The following is a 16,363-nucleotide window of genomic DNA, read 5'->3' as shown; positions in this document are numbered from 1 at the left end:
TCAATCGGCGCGCCTCGGATCCAGCGCATCCCGAACCGCGTCGGCAAACAGATTCGCTGCCAGCACCAGCGTGAACATGAACACGAACGCCGCCGCCAGCGACCACCATACCGGCGGCTCGCGGGCCAGTTCCAGGCGGGCGCTGTTGATCATATTGCCCCAGCTCTCGGTCGTCGGGTCCACGCCGATATTGATGTACGACAACACGGCCTCGGCGAGCACCAGTCCGCTGAAATCAAGCACGACCGAGATCAGCACGATGTGGAACACATTCGGCAGGATGTGGCGCAACAGGATGCCGTGATCCCGCACGCCGAGCGCCCGCGCCGCCTGGACATACTCCAGTTCGCGGAGTTTCAGCGTCTCCGCCCGCAACAGCCGGCAGAGTCCCGTCCAGTTGGTCAGGCCAAGGATCAGACAGAGGAACAACAGCCGCAGGTCAGCTCGCAGGGCCAGACTCGCGAATGCCTCTTCGTGCTTCGCCATGTAGACCTGGGTCAGCAGAATCGCGGCCGCGATCAGCAGCACATGCGGTATCGAATTCAAGGTGGTATACAGGTATTGGATGAGATCGTCGGCCCAGCCACGGAAATAGCCGGCCGCAAGCCCCAGGACCAATGCCAGCGGCAAGGTCACGAAGGTGGTCAGCGTCCCGATCAGCAACCCCGTCCGTATGCTCTTGATGGTCTGATAGAGCACATCGGCGCCGACCTTGTCCGTGCCGAACACATGGTAGTGCGCACTCCACTCGGCAATCGCACCGCCCCCAACGCACAGCAGCAGCAGCGTGAGCAACATCGCACGCCATGGCAGGGGCGTCTGACCGCGGGCCACGCGATGGACGACCCGGCCAATCGGCTCACGCCGCGACCTCGCAATCAGCGCCGCAATACCGGCCGCGGCAATCAGCCACATCAACCCGCCCTGCCCGGCACCGCGCACACCGGTGACGGCGATATCGCGGACCCTCTCGGACTCGGGATCGACCAGATGCGCGCCGCCATATGTCAGTCGGGGGTAATCCCAACGCTGACCGCCGTCGGCAGTCGGCAGATGCTCCTTCGCATAGGCGTAGGCCGCGAAGGGTTCCGAGTAGGTCTTCTCGGTACGGGTACGCAATCCCCCGAGCCAGTGATCGAGCAGGCTGATCGGCTCGTTCGCGCCCGCTGCGCTTCCTGCCGCATCGGCGCGCGGGAAGAAGTGCACGGAGTCAACGATGCCGACGGCGAGATACACCGCGATCACGACCAGGGACACCATCGCCGGGGTGCTCCGCGAAACCGTGCGCCAGGGGCGACGAAAGTGCTCGCGGCGACGCATCACGAGCACCAGGGCCCCGGCCATGACCAGCACCAGGAAAAACAGGCCGTCGGTCCAGAACAGGGTCGGGATCAATGCAGGCGTACCCGGGGATCGACGAGGGTATAGGAAATGTCCGTCAGCAGGAGCCCGAGGATGTACAGCGTCGAACCGAGGTACACCATTGAGCGGACGATCGCGAAGTCCTGCTGCTGGATCGCGTCGATCGTATAGCTGCCCAGGCCCGGAATCGCGAAGAAGGATTCGTTCAGCAGACTGCCGGTGAACAGCAGCGGGAGCAGCACGACGATACCGGTCAGGATCGGGATCAGGGCGTTCCGTAGTACGTGCGTGAACAGCACCCGAAGTTCGCCCAGCCCTTTCGCCCGCGCGGTGCGCACATAGTCCTTCTCGACTTCGTCGAGAAAGAGCGTCCGATACCAGCGCACGCCGGACCCGATCCCCGAAATGACGCTGATCGTCAGCGGCAGGATCAGAAACCGCCAGGCATCGCGACCTCCGTCGTAGCCCGAGATCGGCACCAGCTGCAGCAGCTTTCCGAACAGATATTGGCCCCCGATGATGTAGAACAGCGACGACACGGACATCAGCGCAACGCACAGGGCCATGCCCCAGAACTCGAGATAGGTCAGCCGGAACAGCACGACCAACAGCGCCAGCGAGACATTGACCGTGACACCGAGCACCAGCGACGGCGTCGCGATCGCGAGCGAGGGCCACATTCGGGTCCTTATGTCGGCACCGATGTCACGACCCTGGTCGGAGCGACCGAAACGGAACAGAAACAGACCGACGGACTTCTGGTAGAAGATCGTCTCGGTGACCTGGGCCGTTCCTTCAGCGCCCTCATTCCAGAGCAGCGGCAGGTCGTAGCCGCGCTCGTGCTTCCAGTCGAGGATGGCCTCCGGCCCCACCCGTTTCTGCCCGAGCTGCATGCGCGCCATGTCGTCGGGTGTGTTCACGACAAAGAACAGCAGAAAGGTCAGGATGTTGACTCCCAGCAATAGCGGGACGGCGTACAGCAGGCGTCGGATCAGATAGGCGCTCACAGCGCGCTGGCCCTCTGGCGTCGGCGATAGCCGTGCCAGGCCGGCACCAGCGCCGCGAAGAACAGGATCAGGCCGACCAGCAATGGCCAGACCCGGGGGCGGTTCCATTCCCGTTGGCGCGCCACCCGCTGCGCCGGTTCGATCAGCTGGTATTTGAGTTCGTTATTCGCCATCAGATTGGGCTTCAGATTGCGGAACCAGGCGTGATGCAGCGCAAAGCTCTTGGGATGGTAGCCGAAGATCCAGGGCGCGTCGTGGCGGACGATCTCCTGTAACTGCTGGATCACCTCCAGGCGCGCAGGCCCGTCGTCCATGTTCCGCATGCGCTCGAATAGCCGGTCGAAGCGTTCGCTCTGGTAGTTGGCCGCATTCTCGCCACCGAGCCCGGCCTTGCGGTTCGGCCCATACAGCAGAAAGAAGAAGTTCTCGGGATCGGGATAATCCGCGTTCCAACCCCACTGAAAGATCTGCGCATTGCCGTTCGCCATCTTCTGCTGGAACTGGTTGTAGTCGGTGGCCCGCAACACGAGCTGGATGCCGAGCTTGTCGAACTGCTTTCGATACCAGTTCAGCAAGGATTTGTCGTCCGGCCCGCGCGCCGTAATGTCCAGATACAGCACCAGGGGCTTGCCGGTCACCGCGTCGACACCGCGCGGATAGCCCGCCTCGGCCAGCCGTTGCCGGGCTGCCTCGATGGACTTGCGGCGTGGCGCATTCCCGACCCAATCATAGACGTAGGGATTGATGCCGCGCGGTCCATCAAGATGACCGAAGATCCCCGGCGGCACCATGCCCTGCGCGGGAATGCCCCGACCATTCATGAAGATCGTGATGAACTCCTCGTAGTCCAGCGCGATGCTCAGCGCCTGCCGCAGTTTGCAGTGACGCTCGTCCAGTCCACCGATGACGGGATCCAGCAGATTGAACCCCATGTAATACGAGGAAGCGGCAACCGCTGTCTCGAGCGAGATGCCCTGAGCCTGCATCTCGCGCGTCAGTTCGGCATTGCCCTGCGCGCTGAACTGCACGGCCTGATCGAAATTGTCCGAGGCCAGGCCCGACGAGTCGTAGTAGCCCTGCAGAAACTTGTTCCAGTAGGGGATCGTCTCCTTTTCCAGCGCCAGCACCACGCGATCGATGAAGGGCAAGCGATTGCCGGCATTGACCAGCAGGCCCGATTCCCGATCGCCGGGCTCGCCCTCGGTCGGGTAAAACTCGTCATGAAAATAGGGATTCCGGCCCAGCACGATCCGCCGGTTCGGATTGTTCTCGATCAGCTGGTAGGCGCCGGTGCCGACCGGATACCAGTCCAGCGTGACGTTCTTCGCCACCAGTCCCGGCTGACTATAGAAGCGCTCGGCCTCCCACGGCATCGGAGCGAAGAACGGCATGGCCAGCCAGAAACGGAACTGCGGATACTTCCCGTGTAGGCGCACCCGATAATGGTGAGCGTCCACGACCTGCACCCCCTCCAGGGCGTAATCACGCAGATCGAGCACGGTCCCGGGGCCTTTCGCATCGAGATCGCGCTTCAGCACGTCGGCCAGTTCCCTGAACCCGACGATGTAGGTCTTCATCAACTCGGCAATGGGCGAGTGCAGTTGCGGATGAGCCAGACGCTTGACCTGGTGTGCGTAATCGTCGGCCGTCAATTCCCGGGTCGCAAGCTCACCGAAGTCGTCGAGCCTGGCGATACTCGCCAGTTGCTCGTCGGTCAGCGCGTGATAGCGATAAGCGCCCTCGGAATCGCGCACGAACGCGGGGTGCGGCTGGAAACGAATCCCCGGCTTCAGACGGATCGCATACTCGCTGTAGGCGATGGCGGCCTCCGGCGCATCGTCCGGCAGGACCTTCAGATCCCGGTCCAGATAGCGAACCGTCGGCAATACAACAGCAGTGAGCGGCTCGAGGGCATACGGCCGCTGCAGATAGTGGTACTGGAGTGGCGGCTCGTAAACCTGCCCTATGATCCGGAATTCGTCCGAGCTGTAGGCGCGCGCCGGATCCAGATGTTTCGGGCGCTCCGAGAACGAGGCGAACAGCGTGCGTCCGGATGCCGCGCCCGCTGGATAAGGGCTGTTCCAGGGCCCCTCGCCGCAAGCCGTCAACAGGATGGCGATGGCAGGCAAAAGGACGGCAGCAAGGCAGCGAGGAAAGGCGGGCAACGGCATCGAACGGCGGAAGAATGAGGATCAGACGGGGCTGACCGAGCGGGTCGATTATACGCGACGCGAAGCGATGCCCACCGCACCCGGGGCGATGCTGGACACCGCGTGACGGGGCGGACATACTGGGCCGCTTCAAAAATTCGCACAATACGGAGGAAGCCAACGATGGGGTTCATGCAAGGCAAGAAGGTGTTGATCGTCGGCGTGGCCGGCAATCGTTCGATCGCGTGGGGCATCGCTCAGGCGATGAAGCGCGAAGGCGCCGAACTCGCGTTCAATTACCAGAACGAAAAGTTACGCGAGCGCGTCGAGGGACTGGCCGCTGAATGCGGCTCCTCCATCGTCCTGCCCTGCGATGTGTCCAGCGACGACGAGATCTCGGCGCTGTTCGAGCAGCTGGGCCAGCAGTGGGACGGACTGGACTGCATCGTCCACTCCGTGGCTTTCGCACCGCGCGACGCGCTGGAAGGCTCTTACATCGACTCGGTCACACGCGAAAACTTTCGCACCGCGCACGACGTCAGCTCCTACAGCTTCGCCGCGCTCGCCAAGGCGGGCCGCGCGTTGATGGCGGGAAGAAACGGTTCACTGCTGACCCTGAGCTATCTCGGCGCCGAGCGTGCGCTGCCGAACTACAACGTCATGGGCGTCGCGAAGGCCAGCCTCGAAGCGAACGTGCGCTATCTGGCCTACTCGCTGGGGCCTGAAGGCACGCGGGTCAACGCAGTGTCGGCCGGCCCGATCCGGACGCTGGCCGCATCCGGCATCAGCAACTTTCGCGACATGCTGGCCAAGGCGGAATCGGCCGCGCCGCTGCGCAAGAATGTCACCATCGAGGAAGTCGGCAACGCCGGGGCGTTTCTGTGCTCCGATCTGGCCTCCGGCATTACCGGCGAGATCGTCTATGTCGATGCGGGCTACAACATCGTGGGCCTGCCGGCGTTCTAGCCGCACGGGCCATTCGCTCGATATTGCGGTGTGCTGAACGCGGGACGCGCTGACTGGATTCGGCGCTTTCCGCGCAGCGCCGCTGCGGAGGAGGAAGCAATCCCGGCCGACTTCCGACGACACCCACAGTGACCGAGCGATGTTGGAAATTGGGCGCTCTGACTTAAGGCCAGGACACGCATTGCGCAAACCCGGTCAGTCAGGTTGTGCCGGAGATTCCGCCCGTTCCGAACGGGCACCGAGCCCCCCGAATCCTTACCCCGCTGATCCTCTCCGGCACGGTGCCAGATTACCGTCACGGTTCCGACTGACAACAGTGAATATTCCCGGTGCGGACTGTGAAATGCGTCACAGCCACTCCGAAACCAGCGCCATTCACCCGATATTGAGGGGGTTCCGGTTCGCATGGGGCCCAGCCGCGGGCGACTTCACCGGCCCTCAAACAGCCTCGCCGACGGCATCACCGGAGCTTTTCGCGCCGGATCACGTTTCAGTTTTCACCCGCCCGTCGCGTTCATGTGGCGAATGATGACCGGCTGCGCGGTCAGATCGAAATGGTGGCGCTCGGGCTTCAGGTCCATGGCCGCCACGATGGCCTGCCGCAGGCGCTCCGTATCGCCGGGGTGACTTCGAATCACGCGCTTCAGATCGACCGAGTGCTCGTTGCCGAGACACAGCAGCAGCCGACCCTCCGCGGTCACCCGCACCCGGTTGCAGCTCCCGCAGAAATTGTGGCTGTGCGGTGAGATGAAGCCGACCCGCGTGTCGCTGCCGGCCAGGCGGAAGTAGCGCGAGGGTCCGCCCGTCGTTTCGGGCGAGGGCAACAGCGTGAAATCCCGGTCCAGGGCTGTCTTGATCTCTTCACTGGAACAGAAGTCTTCGCTCCGATCCCGACCATCGACGAACCCGAGCGGCATCTCTTCGATAAAGCTGATATCGGTTCCGCTATCCCTGGCGAAGCGAACCAGCTCCACAACCTCGTCGTCGTTGCGGTGCTTCATGATCACGGCATTGAGTTTGATACGTGCGAAACCGGTGGCGACGGCCACTTCGATCCCCCGCAACACCTGCGTCAGGTCACCGACTCGGGTAATGGCCCGAAAACGTTCCGGGCGCAAGGAATCAAGGCTGACGTTGATCCTGCGCACACCAGCGGCTTTCAGTCCCGCCGCGTTCTGTGCGAGCTGCGAGCCGTTGGTCGTGAGCACCAGCTCGCGCAAACCCGGCAGGCGGCCGATCGCTTCGATCAATCCCAGTGCACCACGTCGGACCAGTGGCTCTCCGCCGGTGATCCGGATCTTGCCGACGCCCAGTTCGGTGAAGGCGCGAGCCACCTCTTGGACTTCCTCCAGACTCAGGATCTGTGCTCGCGGCAGAAACGTCATGTCCTCCGCCATGCAGTATTGGCAGCGAAAGTCACAACGATCGGTAATCGAGATCCGAACATAGTTCACGGTCCGACCGAAACGGTCGGTCAGGAGGGTGGGAGGGGCGCTGGTCATGGTCGTTCGCGAGGTTGCACGGCGCAGTTCGGTGTCCGGCGGAAATTTTTACATGCTTTTGACCGGCGCGAGTAACAAAATGCTCGGGAATTTTCTGGTGGGCGGCCGGTCGGAGAGTCGCGTATGACTCAACACCCTACGGCGGCGATGATCAGCAGGTTACTTGATGCGCCGCAAACCACGATGCTTGGAGTTTGCTTGAAAAACACATATTCTTTGCACTCCCTGAACGCGACCTGCTGGGATTTGGCAATCGCACATCCATGACCGAACTCCTGCGCTGGCTTCAAACGGGCTCCGCCCTGTCCGAAGATAACGCCAGCTTCATCGAGGACCTCTACTCCAAGTACCTGCGCGATCCGGCTTCGGTGGACCCGAGCTGGCAGCGGACGTTCGCGACGATGCCCTCCGCCGGGCTGGCCGAGCGAGCATCGACGCGCCCCCCATCAGGCGAAACGCGACCGGCCGAGGCATCGAAGGCCCAGTTGCGCAAACAGACCGCAGTGGACCGGTTGATCGACCAGTACCGAACGCTGGGTCATCAAGCTGCCGATAATAACCCGCTGAAACACGCCGGGTTACCGTCGATCCGTGAACTCGAGCCTGCGACCTACGGGCTGGAGCAGACCGATCTCGACCAACTCTTTTACGTCGATCTCCTGAAGGACGACCAGCAACTGACGCTGCGCGAAATCCTCGCGATACTCCGAGAGACCTATTGCGGTCCGATCGGTGTCGAGTACATGCATGTCATGGACACCGAGATCAAGAACTGGCTGCAGACCCGGCTCGAAGGCACCCGCGCCCGGGGAAGCTTCGATGCCGACGAGAAGCGGTGGCTACTGAAGCTACTCGTGGCCGGCGAAGGGATCGAAAAATATCTGCATCGCAAGTACGTAGGACAGAAGCGCTTCTCGCTGGAAGGCGGGGAGGTCCTGATTCCGCTGCTCGACGACATCATCCAGCGGTCGGGGGCGAACGGAACGCGCGAAATCGTCATTGGTATGGCTCACCGCGGTCGCCTCAATGTGCTGGTCAACATTCTCGGCAAAAAGCCCTGCGAATTGTTCAAGGAATTCGAAGGCATCGCGCCGCAAGACCAGTTCGTCGGCCATAACGGCGACGTGAAGTATCACATGGGTTTCTCGTCCGATGTGGTCAGCCCCGGTGGCCCCGTGCATCTGGCCCTGGCTTTCAACCCGTCGCATCTCGAAATCATCGGCCCGGTTGTCGAGGGCTCGGTGCGGGCGCGTCAGGATCGTCTCGGGGACGACGGCGAACAGCAGGTGATGGCGATCCTGATTCACGGCGACGCCGCTTTCGCTGGTCAGGGCGTGGTCATGGAAACGCTGAACATGGCCGAGACGCGCGCCTACACGACGGGTGGCACGATCCATATCGTTATCAACAACCAGATCGGTTTCACGACGAGCAATCCCTTCGACGCACGTTCGACCCTCTACTGCACCGACGTCGCCAACATGGTCCAGGCGCCGGTGCTGCACGTTAATGGGGATGACCCGGAGGCCGTGCTGTTTGCGGCGCGTCTGGCTGTCGACTATCGGATCGCGTTCAACCGCGACATCGTCATCGACCTGATTTGCTACCGCCGGCACGGGCACAACGAAGCCGACGAGCCGGCCGTGACCCAGCCGGTGATGTACCAGTTCATCCGGCAACACCCCCCGGTGCACCGTCTCTACGCCGAGCGCCTGATCGCGGAAGGCATCGTTACCCCGGACGATTTCCAACGGATCGACGACGAGTATCAGGCATCGCTACAGGAGGGTGACGAAGCGCTGATCCGGCCGACGATCGCCGACGCCGCAAGCTACACGAAGACCCGCTGGGACTACTACCTCGATCAGACCTGGACGACGCCCTGCGAGACGGGTGCCCCGCTGGAAACCCTGCAGCAGGTTGCCGAGCGCATGCTCGCAGTCCCGCCGGATATGGAAGTCCACCCCAGGACCGCAGCCATCCTGCAGGCGCGCCAACAGATGGCGCTCGCGCTCAGCCCAGTCGACTGGGGTTTTGCCGAGAACCTGGCGTACGGAAGCCTGTTGTGGGATGGCCGCAGCGTCCGCCTGACCGGACAGGACGTCGGCCGCGGCACCTTCTTCCACCGCCATGCGACCATCTACGACCAGAACACCGGCGAGGTCTATGTTCCCCTCCAGAACCTGAAAGCGGGACAGGGCCACTTCCGTTTGTTCGACTCCCTGCTGTCCGAGGAAGGCGTGCTCGGCTTCGAGTACGGCTACAGCACCTCGGAACCCGAAACCTTGGTGATCTGGGAGGCGCAGTTCGGGGATTTCGCCAACGGTGCGCAGGTCGTTATCGACCAGTTCATCTCCTCGGGCGAGACCAAATGGGGACGCTTGTCGGGCCTGGTGATGCTGCTGCCGCACGGGTACGAAGGTCAGGGGCCGGAGCATTCATCGGCGCGCATCGAGCGTTACCTGCAACTCTGTGCCGAGCAGAACATCCAGGTTTGCGTGCCCACGACGCCGGCGCAGATCTTTCATCTGCTGCGCCGACAATCGCTGCGCCGTTTCCGCCGCCCGCTGATCGTCATGACGCCGAAAAGCCTGCTGCGCCACAAGATGGCTGTCTCCAACATCAGTGAACTCGCCGACGGCCAGTTTCGGAACATCATCGGCGAATGCGAGCCGCTGGACCGGAACGCCGTGACGCGCGTGCTCCTGTGCACCGGGAAGATCTTTTACGATCTGTTCGAGAATCGCCGGAAGGAAAACCTCGACCATATCGCCATCATCCGGGTCGAGCAGCTCTACCCGTTCCCGATGGACGAATTCCTCGCGGAGCTGGCCAGCTTCCCGAACGTCCGGGAACTCATCTGGTGTCAGGAAGAGCCTGAGAACCAGGGCGCATGGCACCAGATCAAGCATCGGTTCCTCGGCGTCATGGAAGGCGACATCGCGCTGAGCTATGCGGGGCGGCCGATGTCCGCCGCCCCCGCCGAAGGCCACTTCAAGCGCCACATCGAGCAGCACCGCAAGGTCATCGAGGACGCGCTGTTCGGATCAATCGGATCCGGAGAATCTCTGGGAATCGTTCATGCGTATCGAAGTCAACGTACCCAATCTGCCTGAATCCGTCAGTGACGCCACGCTGCTCGACTGGCACAAGAAGCCAGGCGACAGGGTCAGCCGAGACGACAATCTGATCGACCTGGAAACCGACAAGGTCGTGCTCGAGGTACCGGTCCCCGAGAACGGCATCTTGCAGGAGGCCGTCGGCAACCGCGGTGACGTGGTCACCAGTGGCCAGTTGCTCGCGGTCATCGAGACGGATCCGGGCGCGGCCGTGTCGCCCTCCGCGGCTGTTGCCCTGCCCGAGATCATCGCCGAGCCCCCGCCGGCGCCCGCCCCCGCTCCGGCCGCAGTCGTGACCGCAGCGCCGTCACGCCTCGAGACCGTTCAGCAACCCTTGAGTCCGGCCGTGCGCCGACTGGTCGTCGAGTACGGTCTCGATCCCGCGCAGATACTCGGCAGTGGCCGCGAGGGCCGGCTGACCAAGCAGGACGTGCTGGATTATCTGGCACGCACCAACGGTGAACAGCCCGCCGCCGCGCCGGCAGTGCCATCCCCGAGTTCTGAGGTCACGGGCGCTGGCGCAACGTCACGCGGCGATCGTCGTGTGCCCATGAGCCGATTACGCGCCCGAATCGCCGAGCGACTGCTGGAAGCCCAACGCACCACTGCCACGCTGACGACCTTCAACGAGGTCAATCTGCAGCGCATCTACGACGTCCGTAACCGCCTGAAGGCGCGCTTCGAAGAACGCCAGGGCGTCAAGCTCGGGTTCATGTCCTTCTTCGTCAAGGCGACGGTCGAGGCCCTGCAACGCTTTCCGATCATCAACGCATCGCTGGAAGGCGAGGACATCGTCTACCACGACCGCTACGACATCGGCATCGCCGTCTCGACCGACCGCGGGCTCGTCGTGCCGGTGCTTCGCAACGCGGACCAACTCAGCTTCGCCGCCATCGAAAAGTCGATCAACGAATTTGCCAAGCGGGCCCGCGAAGGCAAACTCACGATCGAGGAACTTTCCGGCGGGACCTTCACGATCACCAACGGCGGCATCTTCGGGTCGATGCTCTCGACGCCGATTCTGAACCCGCCGCAGAGCGCGATTCTCGGTATGCACGCCGTCAAGGAACGTCCGGTGGTCGAGGACGGGCAAATCGTCATTCGCCCCATGGTCTATCTGGCGCTGTCTTACGACCACCGCATCATCGACGGCCGCGACGCGGTGCTGTGCCTCTACACGATCAAGGAACTGCTGGAGGATCCTGACCGTCTGCTGTTGGGGGTTTAGGCGCGGCGACAGCGACGTGCGGTCGCCTTCCGCGACCGCGGTCTTCCGTTCGCCATTAACCTCGCCGGAAGTCGCACCCCATGGATCCGCTCAGTCTCGCCCTCTTCCTGCTGCTCTGGTGCCTCGGCTTCCTGCTGCTCTGGCGGGTCGACAGCCCGTCGCCTACCGTCCCGGACTGCCCGGCCGCTAGCCGAACCGTCTCGGTCATCATTCCGGCCCGCAACGAGGCGGTCAATCTCGGGCCGTTGCTGCAGTCGCTGCGAGCACAGACGCTGCCACCAGCCGAGGTCATCGTCGTCGACGACCAGTCCACCGACGGCACCGCAAACGTAGCGCTCTCAGGAGGTGCCCGCGTCATCACGGTGCCCCCCCTTCCCGAGGGCTGGTGCGGCAAGCCGTGGGCCTGTTGGCAAGGCGCGCACCGCGCCACCGGCGCGGTACTGGCTTTTCTGGATGCCGATACGCGCCTCGAACCCGACGGCCTGCGACGCCTGATGGGCACACAGGCTGAGGGCGGCGGGCTGGTCTCGGTACAGCCTTACCACCGGATGAGCCAACCCCATGAACAGCTCGCCGCCTTCTTCAACATCGTCAGCTATGCCAGCCTGGCTTCCGCCGGCCCCTTCGGGCGGCATCGCATGAACGCTGCGGCTTTCGGGCCTTGCAACATCTGCACGCGTGAGGACTATTTCACCGCGGGAGGCCATCGGGCCGCTGCCGGTGCGGTGATCGAGAGCCTACCGCTGGGGCGAGCCTTCGTGGAAGCCGGGCTTCCGCTTCGGAGTCTCGGCGGCAAGGGCACCGTGTGGTTTCGAATGTACCGAGGGGGACTGCATGCGCTGGAGGAAGGCTTCGGCAAGAGCTTCGCCGTCGGCGTGACGCAGGGCCCGCCCTGGATTACGGTGTTGATCAGCGGCTGGCTGATCGCCGCCTTCGAACCCATCCGGCATCTGATTCAGGCTGGCATCGTCGGAAATGCGGGCACACTGGCCGTCTGGTCTGCGTGCTATTTGCTGTTCGCCGCTCAGTTGCACTGGATGCTGGCCCGGCTCGGCAATTTTCACTGGACGACGGCCTTGGCCTATCCGGTACCGCTGATGTTCTTCGTCTACGTCTTTCTTCGCGCGCAGTTGATCGCACGGCTGACCGGCAAGGTCACGTGGAAAGGTCGGACCATCGACACATGAAGCCGTCGAAAACCGTGGCGGATCGATCGGGCAACGGGCCATGAGGCTGATCTACTTGCCGACCGGGGCAACTGTTCTACTGGACATTGCCGCCTGGCTCGTCATTCATCTGGGTGTTGCGGCGGGTCTCTCGGCACTCCCTCTGCGTCATTTCCATACCGACGCGCGCTGGTTCCGCCCGCGTTTCTGGGAACGGGACGGTGAGTTTTACGCCGCAGCGTTCCGGATCCGCTCCTGGAAACGCCATTTGCCCGATGGCGCGCCCCTGCTGGGCCGACTCGGTTTCCCGAAGCGCCATCTCACCGACACCTCCACGACTCATCTGGAGACCTTCATCGCCGAGACCTGTCGTGCCGAAGTGGTTCACTGGATCATTCTGGCCTGCGCACCCTGGTTTTTCTTCTGGAACAAGCCGGGCGTGGGCGTGCTGATGCTCGTCTATGCCGCGATAGAAAATCTGCCATTGATCGCAACCCAGCGCTACAACCGCTTTCGTCTATTCCGTGTCGTCCGGAAGCGGAGAGCCGCGAGTGCGCGTTGAGACCCCCACTGCGGTGCGACTCGAAGGCGTCGTTCGTCGCTATGGCGAGCTGGAAGCCGTCCGCGGCATCGATCTGACCATCGGGCGCGGGGACTTCTTCGGGCTCCTGGGTCCCAATGGCGCGGGCAAGACGACGACCCTAGCCATGATCTGCGGACTGATCGATCCTACGCGGGGTCGCATCCTAATTGAAGGCGATGCGCGGCGGCCGCTCGCCGGAGCCACGAAGCGGAAACTCGGGCTGGTACCCCAGGAGTTCGCGTTCTACCCCACCCTGACCGCCCGCGAGAATCTGGCCTTCTTCGGCCGCATTTACGGGCTCGCCGGCCACCGGTTACGCGAACGGATCGACGCGGTGCTGAACATCGCCCAACTGCAGGAGCGGGATCGAGAGCCCATCACCCACTATTCCAGTGGCATGAAGCGGCGGCTCAACATCGCGATCGGCTTGTTGCACGAACCCGAGATTCTGATACTGGATGAGCCTACCGTCGGTGTCGATGCGCAAAGCCGCAGCGCCATCCTGGAAACCCTGCGCAAGCTCAATCGGGATGGAACGACCGTGCTGTACAGCACGCACTACATGGAAGAAGCGGAACGGCTCTGTAATCGCGTCGCGATCATCGACCAGGGGCGGGTGATGGCCACGGATGCGCCGCGCGAGTTGGTGCGGGCACTGGCCGCCGGTCTCATCGAGCTGCAACTCGGCGTGCCGGCCACTGCCGACTTCCTGACGAGCTTGCGACAACTCGGGACGGTCGAACTCCCGGGTCCCGATGCCATGACGCTCACGGTCAGCTCGCTCCAACCCGAAGTGGCGCTGCCCGAACTACTCGGTCTGGCCCAGGCGGCCGGCCTGCCGATTCGGCGACTACACCTGCTCGAACCCAATCTGGAGGCCGTCTTCCTTGCCTTGACCGGTCGACAATTGCGGGACTGAGGCTCATACCGACATGCTGTCAGCGATTGCCGCCATTGCCGTTAAGGAACTGCGTCTGCTGTGGCGCGATCGCCAGGCGCTCGCTCTGTTGTTTCTGATGCCGGCCTTTTTCATCCTGGTCATGAGTGTGGCGCTGGAAGGCGTGTTCGATGCCGGCACCCGCAGCCACCCGCTGCAAATCCTGATCGTCAACCAGGATCGGGGAGAAGCAGCCCGCGACACCCTTGAACTGGCGCGTGCGCTCGAAGGCATCACCCTGGTCGAAACAGGGCCTGGCGGTCCATGGACGCGGGACGACGCCGAGGCCGCGATTCGGCAGGGACGCTTTCACTTTGCGCTGCTGTTCGGACCCGATTACAGCGACCGCATCGCCGGAATCGAAACAGGGACTGCCGCTGCGCCTTCATCGGAAGGCAACCTGCACCGTTCCAACGAAACGGTTGCGCTGGCCCTGATCGTCGACCCGGCCATCAATCGCCAATTGCAGACCATGGTAGCCGGCACGCTGACCGGCATGATCGAGCGCGTCCGCCTGGGGACCCAGTTGCCGGCACGTTTCGAGGAGGCTTTCGGCGCTGAGGCAGACGACGTCCCTCCCCCCACGGTGGGAGATCCTTCGGCAGCCCCTCCGGATCCGGCCGATGAGGTAGCGGCGGTACTGGGCGACGATGCGCAGCGCGTCGAGCTTGTGTTGCAGCCGCCCAGCGGCTTCGATCGCGCACGACGACCCTCGGCAACCGAGCAGAATGTGCCGGCGTACGCCATCTTCGGCGTGTTCTTCATCGTGCTGACGATCGCCAAGAGCTTCCTGCGAGAAAAGCTCGACGGCACCTTCGTCCGCTTGTTGACGGCACCGGTGCGGAAAAGCGTCCTGATCATCGGCAAACTGATGCCTTACCTTCTGGTCAATCTGCTGCAGATCGCCCTGATGTTTGCCGTCGGTGCGGCTGTCTTCGGCATGCATCTCGGCAATCTGCCTGCCTTTGCCCTGTTGTCCTTCGGCACGGCAGCCGCCGCCAACGGCCTTGGCCTGCTGGTCGCGGCGCTGGGGCACAGCGAGGCGCAGGTCGACACCTTGGCCGTACTGCTCGCGATCACGTTGGCCGCGCTCGGCGGGATCATGGTTCCGACTTTCGTGATGCCCGAGGGACTGCAGCAACTCTCCCGCCTCACCCCGCACGCCTGGGCCTTGTCCGGCTATCAGGATGTGATCGTACGCGGACTCGGTGTCAGCGACATCCTGACCGAGACCGCCGTGCTGCTGGGCTTCGCATCGATCTTCTGGGTCATCGGGCTTTGGCGCCTGCGGCTCAACTAGCGACTGATCCGACAACCCGCGCGGCGATCTTTGGGTTGAGCCCTCTGACGGACAGGGTGCTAATCACGCTTAATCCGAGCGTTTCGGGGGCCCGGAATCCGACACCCCGTCAAGTCTATCGCACCTGTAGCGCCGTTGCGCCCGAGGTATTCAACGCGGGTTACGACCCGTCCCCGGTCCACGCCACTCCCATCGCCGTGTCGGAACAGCGCGTCATGAACGCGCTCGCTGCCCCGCGGACCCTCACTCCGGCTGCCCGCGCTCTGCAATGAACTGTGAGACGCGTCCGCGCAACGCGGCAGGCTCACTTCCGGGACAAGCCCACGAGCGAAAGCCAGGACACCCGCCAGCCTATCCTCGCGATTGAATACCCGCCCGAGTCGTATCGGGAACCCTTACCGGGGTCCCTTCGACGCGATCCCCCCATCTACGTAGATATACGTATTGGTCGTCACGCAGCGATGCGGGACACTTGAAATCCCTACCACTTGCGGCATAACCGGACTGAAGTGCGGGCCACTCTTCGAACTCCGTGGCACTGGCCAAGCCGGGCGGCAGCCAGGGCAGCCATTCAATGCCGGCATTACCGTGTCGCCCGCATGAGCGGCATCGGTTGGCGGAAGATACGCCGAATGGTGTAAGGCCCGCTTGACAGCGCACGCCGGCCAAAACATCGGATGACTGTTTTTAAAGCCATTTTTCACAATGGCACGACCCATGCTTTACATAGACGCGTTGAAACAGCACGGATTTCAGACCGCCTATGCAGCGGGTTGGCACTCGCCCGAGCGACGTCGGGGTCACATCGGTGGGCCTGGCCGAACTCGAAACGCAGATTGACCCTGTGGCTCGCCCTGGGTTTTGAGCTCCGCCGGGGCGCATCAGGTGCACTTGAACGAGTGGCCGGCGCCGCGCGGGACTCCCGGACAGAATCCGCGATTCGTCACACGATCGATGTTGCTGTAAGTGAAACGTTTATGCCGGGGTTACCGCGCGCGAGTGCGGGAAAGGTGACCTTCCCCCCAGGGTCACCGATATCCCGG

At 63.2% G+C, this 16,363-nt stretch carries 11 protein-coding genes; 7 read left to right on the top strand and 4 right to left on the bottom strand.

What is annotated here, in order from left to right; all coding sequences use genetic code 11:
• From BWR02_RS04795 to BWR02_RS04785, 3 genes are read right to left on the bottom strand one after another with little or no spacing between them, the layout of a single operon-like run.
• Positions 1-1,392, bottom strand: coding sequence for an ABC transporter permease (locus BWR02_RS04795; protein WP_139556713.1), 1,392 nt, complete (start codon positions 1,390-1,392; stop codon positions 1-3).
• On the bottom strand, positions 1,392-2,369 hold the full coding sequence (locus BWR02_RS04790; protein WP_139556618.1) for an ABC transporter permease: 978 nt from the start codon (positions 2,367-2,369) through the stop codon (positions 1,392-1,394). The genes BWR02_RS04795 and BWR02_RS04790 overlap by 1 nt, the downstream gene beginning before the upstream one ends.
• On the bottom strand, positions 2,366-4,534 hold the full coding sequence (locus BWR02_RS04785) for an ABC transporter substrate-binding protein (RefSeq protein ID WP_236101926.1): 2,169 nt from the start codon (positions 4,532-4,534) through the stop codon (positions 2,366-2,368). Before BWR02_RS04785 ends, BWR02_RS04790 begins: the two co-directional genes overlap by 4 nt.
• Positions 4,535-4,702: 168 nt before the next feature.
• On the opposite strand from BWR02_RS04785, the gene BWR02_RS04780 reads away from it, so the two are divergent.
• Entirely contained in the window at positions 4,703-5,485 is a 783-nt protein-coding gene (locus tag BWR02_RS04780; protein ID WP_139556616.1) for an enoyl-ACP reductase FabI, read from the top strand.
• 497 nt (positions 5,486-5,982) lie between these two features.
• Here BWR02_RS04780 and moaA read toward each other — a convergent pair whose 3' ends face one another.
• Positions 5,983-6,987: a GTP 3',8-cyclase MoaA gene (moaA, locus tag BWR02_RS04775; protein ID WP_139556615.1), complete on the bottom strand. Its 1,005-nt coding sequence runs from the start codon at positions 6,985-6,987 to the stop codon at positions 5,983-5,985.
• 263 nt (positions 6,988-7,250) lie between these two features.
• On the opposite strand from moaA, the gene BWR02_RS04770 reads away from it, so the two are divergent.
• From BWR02_RS04770 to BWR02_RS04745, 6 genes are all read left to right on the top strand, one after another.
• Positions 7,251-10,103, top strand: a complete 2,853-nt coding sequence (locus BWR02_RS04770; RefSeq protein ID WP_139556614.1) for a 2-oxoglutarate dehydrogenase E1 component — start codon at positions 7,251-7,253, stop codon at positions 10,101-10,103.
• Complete coding sequence (gene odhB, locus BWR02_RS04765; protein ID WP_139556613.1) at positions 10,069-11,334, top strand: 2-oxoglutarate dehydrogenase complex dihydrolipoyllysine-residue succinyltransferase; 1,266 nt, start codon at positions 10,069-10,071, stop codon at positions 11,332-11,334. Before BWR02_RS04770 ends, odhB begins: the two co-directional genes overlap by 35 nt.
• Positions 11,335-11,414: 80 nt before the next feature.
• The gene (locus tag BWR02_RS04760; protein WP_139556612.1) at positions 11,415-12,521 is read left to right on the top strand and encodes a glycosyltransferase family 2 protein; all 1,107 of its coding nucleotides are present in this window, start codon (positions 11,415-11,417) and stop codon (positions 12,519-12,521) included.
• Between the two features lie 40 nt (positions 12,522-12,561).
• Complete coding sequence (locus BWR02_RS04755) at positions 12,562-13,062, top strand: glycosyl-4,4'-diaponeurosporenoate acyltransferase CrtO family protein (protein WP_139556611.1); 501 nt, start codon at positions 12,562-12,564, stop codon at positions 13,060-13,062.
• On the top strand, positions 13,052-14,002 hold the full coding sequence (locus BWR02_RS04750) for an ABC transporter ATP-binding protein (RefSeq protein ID WP_162560015.1): 951 nt from the start codon (positions 13,052-13,054) through the stop codon (positions 14,000-14,002). Before BWR02_RS04755 ends, BWR02_RS04750 begins: the two co-directional genes overlap by 11 nt.
• A 13-nt stretch (positions 14,003-14,015) precedes the next feature.
• Entirely contained in the window at positions 14,016-15,320 is a 1,305-nt protein-coding gene (locus tag BWR02_RS04745) for an ABC transporter permease (RefSeq protein WP_139556609.1), read from the top strand.
• The last annotated feature ends 1,043 nt before the right edge of the window (positions 15,321-16,363 follow it).

Source organism: Methylotetracoccus oryzae, from assembly GCF_006175985.1.
Taxonomy (GTDB): Bacteria; Pseudomonadota; Gammaproteobacteria; order Methylococcales; family Methylococcaceae; genus Methylotetracoccus; species Methylotetracoccus oryzae.
The sequence above is the reverse complement of the archived record's forward strand: the minus strand, read 5'-3'. Positions and strand labels throughout refer to the sequence as shown.